Origin of the sequence: Paraburkholderia sp. SG-MS1, assembly GCF_012275575.1 — a bacterium.
GTDB lineage: Bacteria > Pseudomonadota > Gammaproteobacteria > Burkholderiales > Burkholderiaceae > Paraburkholderia.
Genome location: NZ_NPIH01000010.1, coordinates 1 through 8283, shown reverse-complemented (window position 1 = coordinate 8283; position 8283 = coordinate 1). Strand labels below are relative to the sequence as shown.

Annotated in this window: 10 protein-coding genes; 3 read left to right on the top strand and 7 right to left on the bottom strand. The window is 62.7% G+C overall.

Annotated features, from left to right (window positions below):
* Both CIC12_RS01025 and CIC12_RS01020 read left to right on the top strand, forming a co-directional pair.
* A partial coding sequence (locus CIC12_RS01025; protein ID WP_168661333.1) for an FTR1 family iron permease occupies positions 1 to 814 on the top strand: 814 nt, incomplete at its 5' end.
* Positions 811 to 2217 (top strand): 4Fe-4S binding protein, encoded by a 1407-nt coding sequence (locus tag CIC12_RS01020; protein WP_168661331.1) that lies wholly within the window; start codon positions 811 to 813, stop codon positions 2215 to 2217. The genes CIC12_RS01025 and CIC12_RS01020, both read left to right, overlap by 4 nt.
* Before the next feature lie 307 nt (positions 2218 to 2524).
* On the opposite strand, the gene hemP is transcribed toward CIC12_RS01020, so the two are convergent.
* The 4 genes from hemP to CIC12_RS01000 all read right to left on the bottom strand — a co-directional run bounded on the left by hemP (position 2525) and on the right by CIC12_RS01000 (position 5095).
* Positions 2525 to 2782, bottom strand: coding sequence for a hemin uptake protein HemP (gene hemP / locus CIC12_RS01015; protein WP_168661329.1), 258 nt, complete (start codon positions 2780 to 2782; stop codon positions 2525 to 2527).
* A gap of 196 nt (positions 2783 to 2978) precedes the next feature.
* Entirely contained in the window at positions 2979 to 3461 is a 483-nt protein-coding gene (locus tag CIC12_RS01010) for an SRPBCC family protein (protein WP_168661327.1), read from the bottom strand.
* An 87-nt stretch (positions 3462 to 3548) separates the two neighbouring features.
* The gene (locus CIC12_RS01005) at positions 3549 to 3947 is read right to left on the bottom strand and encodes an OsmC family protein (RefSeq protein WP_168661325.1); all 399 of its coding nucleotides are present in this window, start codon (positions 3945 to 3947) and stop codon (positions 3549 to 3551) included.
* 269 nt (positions 3948 to 4216) lie between these two features.
* The gene (locus CIC12_RS01000; RefSeq protein WP_168661323.1) at positions 4217 to 5095 is read right to left on the bottom strand and encodes a pirin family protein; all 879 of its coding nucleotides are present in this window, start codon (positions 5093 to 5095) and stop codon (positions 4217 to 4219) included.
* A 123-nt stretch (positions 5096 to 5218) separates the two neighbouring features.
* Here CIC12_RS01000 and CIC12_RS00995 point away from each other — a divergent pair, with 123 nt between their 5' ends.
* Complete coding sequence (locus tag CIC12_RS00995) at positions 5219 to 6205, top strand: LysR family transcriptional regulator (protein ID WP_168661321.1); 987 nt, start codon at positions 5219 to 5221, stop codon at positions 6203 to 6205.
* Positions 6206 to 6610: 405 nt separating this feature from the next.
* Here the strand turns inward: CIC12_RS00995 and CIC12_RS00990 are convergent, their stop codons facing one another.
* From CIC12_RS00990 to CIC12_RS00980, 3 genes are all read right to left on the bottom strand, one after another.
* Complete coding sequence (locus CIC12_RS00990) at positions 6611 to 7030, bottom strand: ExbD/TolR family protein (protein ID WP_168661319.1); 420 nt, start codon at positions 7028 to 7030, stop codon at positions 6611 to 6613.
* Between the two features lie 16 nt (positions 7031 to 7046).
* Positions 7047 to 7778: a MotA/TolQ/ExbB proton channel family protein gene (locus CIC12_RS00985; protein ID WP_168661317.1), complete on the bottom strand. Its 732-nt coding sequence runs from the start codon at positions 7776 to 7778 to the stop codon at positions 7047 to 7049.
* Positions 7779 to 7803: 25 nt separating this feature from the next.
* The coding region (locus tag CIC12_RS00980; protein ID WP_168661316.1) for an energy transducer TonB at positions 7804 to 8283 on the bottom strand (480 nt) is incomplete at its 5' end.

Genomic DNA, 8283 nt, shown 5'->3' with positions numbered 1-8283 from the left:
AAGCGTCGAGGCCTTGCTGGTCGTCGGCATCCTGTATGCGTGGTTGAAAAACGGCGACGACGATGCGCGCCGCGGCTTGCCGTATCTGTGGGGCGGCGTCGCGGCCGGTGTGGTCGCGGCGGTCGCGCTCGGCGCGGCGCTGGTGGGGTTCACCGAAGTGCTCTCCGGTGACGCGCAGGATTATTTCCAGACCGCGATGGTGCTGGTCGCCTGCGTGCTGATCGTACAGATGGTGCTGTGGATGAAGCAGCACGGCCGAACCTTGAAGCGCGACATGGAACAGTCGCTGCAAAAGAGTCAGCGCGATTCGAACTGGTGGGGTGTCGCGTTGCTGGTCGCACTGGCGATCGCGCGCGAAGGCAGCGAAACGGTGATCTTCCTGTACGGCCTCGGCTTCGGTCAGTCGGGCCACGTGGACGGCAGCCAGATGCTCGCGGTGGTGATCGGCCTCGGTCTCGCGTTCCTCACGTTCTACCTGCTGCAGCTGGGTGGCAAGATCTTCTCCTGGCGGCTCTTTTTCCGCGTCACCGAAATCATGCTGCTGTTCCTTGGCGCGGGTCTGTTCCAGACCGGCGTCGACAAGCTGATCGACAAGGAAATCCTCCCGACGCTCGTCGACCAGATGTGGAATTCCTCGGCGATCCTCGACGACTCGAGCACCTTCGGTTCGCTGGTTTCGACGCTGACCGGCTATCGAGCTCATCCGGCGCTGATGAATCTGCTCGCGTACGCGGTCTACTGGGCGGTCGTCTATCTGCTGGTGCGCCGGGCGAATCGCAAGCCGGCGCAGCAGACAGCGGGACGCACGGCATGAGTACCGTCATGACCCGCCCGGGGCGCCTTGCAGCGGCCGGACAATGGATGCAGCGTCACGGCGCAGTCATCCGCGGCATTCAGTGGGTCGTGGTGGCGGTCTACGCGTTCCTGATCATCGTGCCGGCGGTGATGCCGCTGCCGGACGACACCGCGCATCTGTGGAACAACCTCACGCTTGCCGCGCAGTTCGTGTTCTGGGGCATCTGGTGGCCGTTCGTGTTGCTGTCGATGGTGATGCTCGGCCGGGTCTGGTGCGGTGTGCTGTGTCCGGAGGGCGCGCTTGCCGAATTCGCCAGCAAGTTCGGTCGCGGCTGGACCATTCCGCACTGGATGCGCTGGGGCGGCTGGCCATTCGTCGCGTTCGGCATCACGACCATCTACGGTCAGATGGTGAGCGTGTACCAGTATCCGAAGGCCGTGCTGCTGGTGCTCGGCGGCTCGACCTTCGCGGCGATCATCATCGGCTTGCTATACGGACGAGAGAAGCGTGTCTGGTGCAAGTATCTGTGCCCCGTCAACGGGGTTTTTTCGCTTCTGGCGCGCCTCGCGCCGTTCCACTACAAGGTCGATGAAGACGCGTGGCGCCGTTCTTACAAGAACGGCGAGCATGGCCATCGCGTGATTCCGATCAATTGCGCACCGCTCGTGCCGTTGCGCAATATGAAAGGCGCGTCGGACTGCCATATGTGCGGCCGATGCAGCGGACACCGCGACGCGATCGCGCTGACGTGGCGCGCGCCGTCATCGGAAGTCGTGCACCTCGGCGACAAGCAGGCGAACCCGTGGGACACCGCGTTGATCCTGTACGGCCTGCTCGGCATCGCGATCGGCGCATTCCACTGGACCGCCTCGCGCTGGTTCATCGACCTGAAGATGTTCTTCGCGACGTGGCTGGTCGATCACGACATCACCTGGCCGCTCGACACGAATGCGCCGTGGTTCCTGTTCACGCATTACCCCGAGCAGAACGACGTGTTTTCGTGGCTCGACGGGACGATGGTGATCGGTTACATCCTTGCGACGGCGCTCGTGTACGGCACCGCGCTGCTCGCGTTGCTGACGGGCGCGACGCGCATGCTCGGACGCTTCAGCTCGGTGCGTCTGCACCATCTGACCCAGGCGCTGATCCCGATCGCCGGAGCGGGCGTGTTCCTTGGGCTGTCGGCTACGACGCTGTCGCTGCTGCGCGCTGAGCATGTGTCGCTATGGTGGGCGTCCGATTTGCGCATCACGATTCTGGCGATCGCCAATCTGTGGAGCGCATGGCTTGCCTGGCTCGTCACGCGCCGCTATAGCGAGCGCTTCGTGCAGCGCGGCCTCGCGATGCTGTGGTTCGTCGCGGCGCTGGCCGTGGTCGATAGCGCGTGGTGGCTGATGTTCTGGGGCTGGGCTTCGAAGTAGGCCGGAATCTCGGGTTCCGGGCTGCCGCACTGCCGCGTTTGCAGGAATACCACGGCGCCGCACAAACGAAAAGCCGTGGGATGAATGTCATCCCACGGCTTTTCCATTTTCTGCTGAGCGACACACGGCGTTGCCGTGCATCCGCGTTGGTGAGAACCAAAAAAGCGGCCTGGCTGGCTGCGACGGCTGGCTTGGTGTCTGCACGAAGGGGTCTAGTTCTCACGTGCAAGCCGTCGTGGCTGGCTAATGCCTAACACCTCTCGAGGAGGTGGTCCCCACAATACCCGGTACTTACCTCTGTTCTTTCCTACTTTGTCAGGATCAGCTTGCCTAAGCGCGTGGCACGCAGCTGGTAGGTTTCGCCGTTATGCACGATGCTGATGTGGCTATGTCCCTGCAGCAATGCGTCGCTGCGCACGACGCGATCCGATGTCTCGCCTGAACCGTTTGCACGCTCCGCCGCAGGCTTCGCGGAAGTGCTCGCCGTCGACGATTTCGGGCGGCTGGTCAGCGCGGCCGCCGGACGGCGCAGGCTGAGCGTGGAAGGGCGGTTGAGATCGTTCATTCGTTTGGCTTGTTCGTCGATTTGATGGTTTTATTCTAAATGATAACTATTCCCATTTACAAGAAAGAGAAATTCATCGGATTGCCGTTCCCGATAGCCGCGTGAACGAGCAGGCAAAAAGTGGCGCGAGGCCGCCTTCAGCGGGCGGCTCGCAAGACAAGCGCGGCGGCGCGGGTAGGGCGCGCACGCGCGCCATTCAATGCAGCGAGCCGGGCTCCTGTTTGGTCTGTACGTACTGACGGATCAGCCGAACGGTATCGATATCGTTCTCCCGATACGCCGACTTCACGATTTCCTGCGTCTGCACGGCGTCCTGGTCGGTGGAGACGGGCAGCGTGGTCGCGTACTCGAAGCGCAGGAACAGTTGCAGCTCGTCCGGCTGCTCGATGGTCATCGTCAGCGAGCCGCCGACGTAGTCCTTGGTCGGCAGGATGTCGTAGCGCACGCTCTGGCTCTCCTGCAGCGTGACGCGATCGCGCACGGTGGCCTGGCCGTAGTGCAGTTCCCGTTGGAGGACATTGCCTTCGCGCGACAGAATCGTGCAGCTGTCGAGCCCCATCACGAAGAGTTGCGGCTGCTCGGCGCGCAGCACGAGCCCCTCCCACAACTGCTCGCGGGTCATCGACTCGACAAAGGGATTCAACGGATCGTTGATCTGGATAAGGTGTTCGAAATTCAAGTCGACAGCTTCCTATGAAAGCGATGCGTTGCGTCAGATTGCATACTGCCCTGTCAGTGCGGGCGCGCCTCGCGGATCACCACCGCGTTACGCGACGGCAAGACCCGAGCGGATCGTGATCGAATGTGTAAGGATTTTGTGGACTGGGCACGCATTGGCGATTTGCAAGAGCCGTTCCCGCTGCTCGTCGGACAGGTCGCCTTCAAGCACGATTTTGCGGTCGATGGCCGTGCCCGCGTCGCCGGTTTCGATCGACAGGGTCACGCGCACATCCGCCAGCGGCCACTCCTTGCGCTGAGCGTACATCTTCAGCGTGATCGAGGTGCAGGCACCGAGGCTAGACAGCAGCAGTGAAACGGGCGTCGGCCCGCGATCGCCGCCGCCGAGCGACTCGGGTTCGTCGGCGAGCCACGTGTGCTTGCCGTCGTCGAAAATGACCTGGAAATTCGTCGAACCGATATGGGCGGTGACGGTGGGCTCTGCCATGCGTGCGGCTCCTGAACAGGACGGAAAATCGCCGCGCGCCGAGCCTCATTCGATGAAGCGCTGTGGCGCGCGGCATGAGACGCTATTGTGACCGAAATTACCGGCCTTCGCGCCTTGGGGGAGGTGTGTGCGGGTCGGATGCAACCGGCGCGGGGCCACACCGGCGGCTTTTCGCGCGGCGCTCGTGTTGCTGCTGGCAGCACTCATCGGCGAGGCGGCGGCAAACTATGGCCGCCATGTCGTCGCCGCGGGCCGCCAAAGCGGTCCACTCAGTGCGTGATCTCGCCCATGCGTCCGGCCTGATAGTCGATGACGGCCTGGCGGATCTCGTCCTCGGTATTCATCACGAACGGGCCATAGCGCACCATCGGCTCCTTTAGCGGCACGCCACCCAGCAGCAGGACTTCGAGCGGCTCTTCGCCGGCGCCCAGCGTGACGGTGTCGCCATCGTTCTGGAACACGACCATCTGCTGAGCGTCGATCACCCGGCGTGCTTCACCCTCGCCATAGAAGCCCTTGCCGGACAAGCCATAAGCGAACACGCGATAATCGGCCGGCACCGGTTGCCGGATCGTCGCGCCGGGCTGCAGAGAGAAATGCTGATACAGGATCGGCGTGCGCGTTTCGATTTTGGCCTTCGCGCCGAGCGCTTGGCCGGCGATCACCTTGACGCGCACCTTGCCGTCCGCGGACGTCGCGACCGGAATGCTCGCCGACGGTATTTCCTGGTAGCGCGGCGCGATCATCTTGTCGCGACGCGGCAGATTCACCCACAGCTGCAGGCCGTGTACGCGGCCGCCCGTGCGCACGAACGACGGGTCTGGCATTTCGCTGTGCACGACGCCCGCGCCGGCGGTCATCCATTGCACGTCGCCGGCATGCAGGGTGCCCGAATGTCCCGCCGAATCCTTGTGGCCGAATTGGCCCTCCAGCACGTAAGTGACCGTTTCGAAGCCGCGGTGCGGATGATCGGGCGCGCCTTTGGCCTCGCCCGGCGCATAGTCGATCGGACCCATTTCGTCGAGCAGCAGGAACGGATCGAAGTCCATCAGCAAGCGCGTGGGAAACGGGCGGTGGACGATAAAGCCGCCGCCCTCGGTCGTGCGAACGGCGGGAAACGTGCGTTCGATCGTGCGTGTCGTGCTCATCAATATCACCTCTGAAAAATGGGGAATAGCGTCATTTTTGAAACATGGGGCTATTATAGGGACCGTTTTAAGAGGTGCCAGCCAGCATCGCACAATGGATTGTTCTATTAATGGAACGATGAGATGAAGATCGATTCACACAACCTCAACGACCTGATGTACTTTTCGCAGGTTGTCGAGCATGGTGGGTTTTCCGCCGCCGAGCGGGTGCTGGGAATCTCGAAGTCGCGCCTGTCGCGCCGTTTGACGGAACTCGAAGCGTCGTTGGGCGTGCGCCTGCTGCAGCGCTCCACGCGCAAGCTGGCGCTGACCGAGGCCGGTCACCTCTTTTATCAGCACTGTCAGGCAATGCTGAGCGAGGCGGCAGCGGCGGTCAACGTGGTACAGCAACTGCGCTCGTCCCCGCGCGGCACCGTGCGTGTCAGCGTGCCGGTCACGATCTCGCAGACGATCCTGTCGACGATCCTGCCGGAATTCATGCACCGCTATCCCGAAGTAAAAGTGGTGATGCGGGTGACGAACCGCGTGGTCGACCTGTTCGAGGACTCGATCGACGTCGCGCTGCGCGTGCGTTCCGATCCGCCGGAAAACGCCAACATCGTGGTGCGGCCGCTGTGGCGCACGCAACAGATGCTGGTCGGTGCACCGAGCCTGCTGCAGCAGAATGCGCCGCCGCTCACGCCCGCCGATCTGAACCGTTTCGAAACGCTCGACGTACCGACCGGCGACGGCCGCCATGTCTACAACCTGATCTCGCCCGACGGCACGCGTCACGCGCACGAACATGAGCCGCGTCTCGTGACCGCCGATCTGATGACGATTCGTGAAGCGGTACTCGCCGGCGTCGGCATTGCTGCGCTGCCGGAGATGATGTTTGGCGCCGCATTGCGCGCGGGGCAGTTGTCGCCGGTGATGCCGGGCTGGACCTTTCCCACGCCGCAGTTGTACGCCGTATTCGTGTCGCGCCAGGGGATGGTGCCGGCCGTGCGCGCATTCGTCGATTATCTGGTCGAAATGCTCGACCCGGACGACGGCAAGCACATCATGGGTGAGTGTCCTGTACGCGAAGAGAAGGTCACGGCGCCGGCATCGCTCGCGGTCGTGTCGTAGGGCGTTGCGCGTTGCGACATCGCTTTTGGCATTTAAGCGTGGGCTGTCATGAGTACTTTCAATGGCCGTTTGCTTGAATGCGCGCGCTCGCAGGCCTATAGTGAAATCCCTTCGCTAAGGAGTCTCTTATGCGGAAACTCATGGCCGCTATCATAGCGAGCCTGATAGGGCTGAGCGCGCTGTCCGTGTCGATCACGGCTGTCGCATGCGGTGACCCAGGAAGCCGTCAATCTGCGACCGACGGCAAATGAGCCCGCCGCCCGAAGGCGCCGAGTGCGCACAAAAAAAGGCCTTCATCTGACGATGAAGGCCTTTTACTTTGGCCCTTGTTTCAAGCGCTTTTGCGTTTTTTTTGCAGTCGCCGGATAACGCAACCGGGTTCCAGGACAGCCTTGCTTGCCAGGTTTATCTGGCTTTGGGCTGCGTGACGAAACCGATCTTGGTGAGGCCGCCGGACTGAGCCGCCGACATCACCTGCGCCACTTTCTCGTACGGAACCTTGCGGTCCGCGTCCAGATGCAACTCCGGTTGTGGACTTGCCTGCGCGGCCTCTGCAATCTTCGCGCTCAAGGCTGCTTCGTCGACCTTCTGGTCGTTCCACAGGACGTTGCCGTCCGCGTCGATCGCGACCGTTACCTGCGCGGGTTTGGTCTCTTCTTTCTGACTGCTCGCGTGCGGCAGATCGATTTTGACCGCGTGACGAATCACCGGAATCGTCACCATGAAGACGATCAGGAGAACCAACATCACGTCGACGAGCGGCGTCATGTTGATCTCGTTCATCAGGCCGTCGTCATCGTCGCCAGCGAAGGGGCTCATTGCCATGGGAGTGCCTCGTCGATCAGTTCGCGCGGGTCGCGAGACGCAGGCCATCGCCGCGCTTGGACGACGACAGGCGTGCGCCCGTCACGAAGAACGCGTGCAAGCCATGCGCAAAGCGGCTCAGTTTGGCGACGATGCCCTTGTTGGCGCGCGTCAGTGCGTTGTAGCCGAGCACAGCGGGAATCGCGACGAACAAGCCGAAGGCGGTCATGATCAGCGCTTCGCCGACGGGGCCGGCGACCTGGTCGATCGACGACTGGCCGCTCGCACCGATAGCCAGCAGCGCGTGGTAGATGCCCCACACGGTGCCGAACAGACCGACGAACGGCGCCGTGCTGCCGATCGACGCGAGAATCGCGAGACCGCTCTGCATGCGCGCGACGCTTTCATCCATCGTGTCCTTGAGGCAACGCGTGACCCAGTCCGACACGTCCATGCGATCGTGCAGATGCGGCTGCGTTTGATGATGGTGATCGGCCGCTTCCTGGCCCGACAGCGCCAGCGCGAGGAATGGGTTGTCCTGCGGTGTCGACGAACCGGCGCCGAGTTTCTTCACGCCGTCGGCGAGATCGTCCGAATGCCAGAAGGCTTTTTCGGCATTCTTCGTGAGGCGATTCAGGCGCATCACATTCCAGCCTTTGATGACGATCACGCTCCACGACATCACCGACATGATCAACAGCGCGAGCGCGATGCCGCGCGTCACGAAATCCCCCTGCGCCCACACGTGCGCCAATCCGTAGTTTTGCATTGCAATTCCTTTTTTGAAATCTGCTTCAATCATTCAGATTGAAGTCGTAAGGCTGGGTGTACGCGGCCCGAATCGGCTGGCCGTTCTCAAGATACGGTTTGCAGGCGCTCGCGTGCACGGCGGCGAGCGCGGCATCGTCGAGACGGCTGAAGCCGCTGCTCTTCTTCAATTCGATGTTTTCAAGCCTGCCCGTCAGGCCGACCACGAACTTCACGTACGCGGTGCCGGTTTCGCCGCGCCGCTTCGAGAGCGTCGGGTACTCGGGTTTGGCGATGTTGCAGTCGAGGTGCGAGACGTTCTTGGGCGCGCTGATTTCCATCGTCTGACGGCCAATTGCCGGTGCGGCCTCAGCTGGAGGCGTCGCCGGTGCTGCGGGCACGGGCGGCGTAGGATCGGGCGCCGCGACAGGCGTCGGCGACGGTGCCGCTGCCTGAGGCAACGGCGTTGGCGTCGGTTTGGGCGTCGGAGTCGGCTTCGGCTGAACCTTGGGTTTCGTATGGACCGG

Bases quoted from the DNA above. Each gene is read 5' to 3' on its own strand.
- CIC12_RS01005 (WP_168661325.1), bottom strand. From the start codon at position 3,947: ATGGCAGAGCCCACCGTCACCGCCCATATCGGTTCGACGAATTTCCAG.
- CIC12_RS01000 (WP_168661323.1), bottom strand. From the start codon at position 5,095: ATGAGCACGACACGCACGATCGAACGCACGTTTCCCGCCGTTCGCACG.
- CIC12_RS00990 (WP_168661319.1), bottom strand. From the start codon at position 7,030: ATGGCAATGAGCCCCTTCGCTGGCGACGATGACGACGGCCTGATGAAC.
- CIC12_RS00985 (WP_168661317.1), bottom strand. From the start codon at position 7,778: ATGCAAAACTACGGATTGGCGCACGTGTGGGCGCAGGGGGATTTCGTG.
- hemP (WP_168661329.1), bottom strand. From the start codon at position 2,782: ATGAACGATCTCAACCGCCCTTCCACGCTCAGCCTGCGCCGTCCGGCG.
- CIC12_RS01020 (WP_168661331.1), top strand. From the start codon at position 811: ATGAGTACCGTCATGACCCGCCCGGGGCGCCTTGCAGCGGCCGGACAA.
- CIC12_RS00995 (WP_168661321.1), top strand. From the start codon at position 5,219: ATGAAGATCGATTCACACAACCTCAACGACCTGATGTACTTTTCGCAG.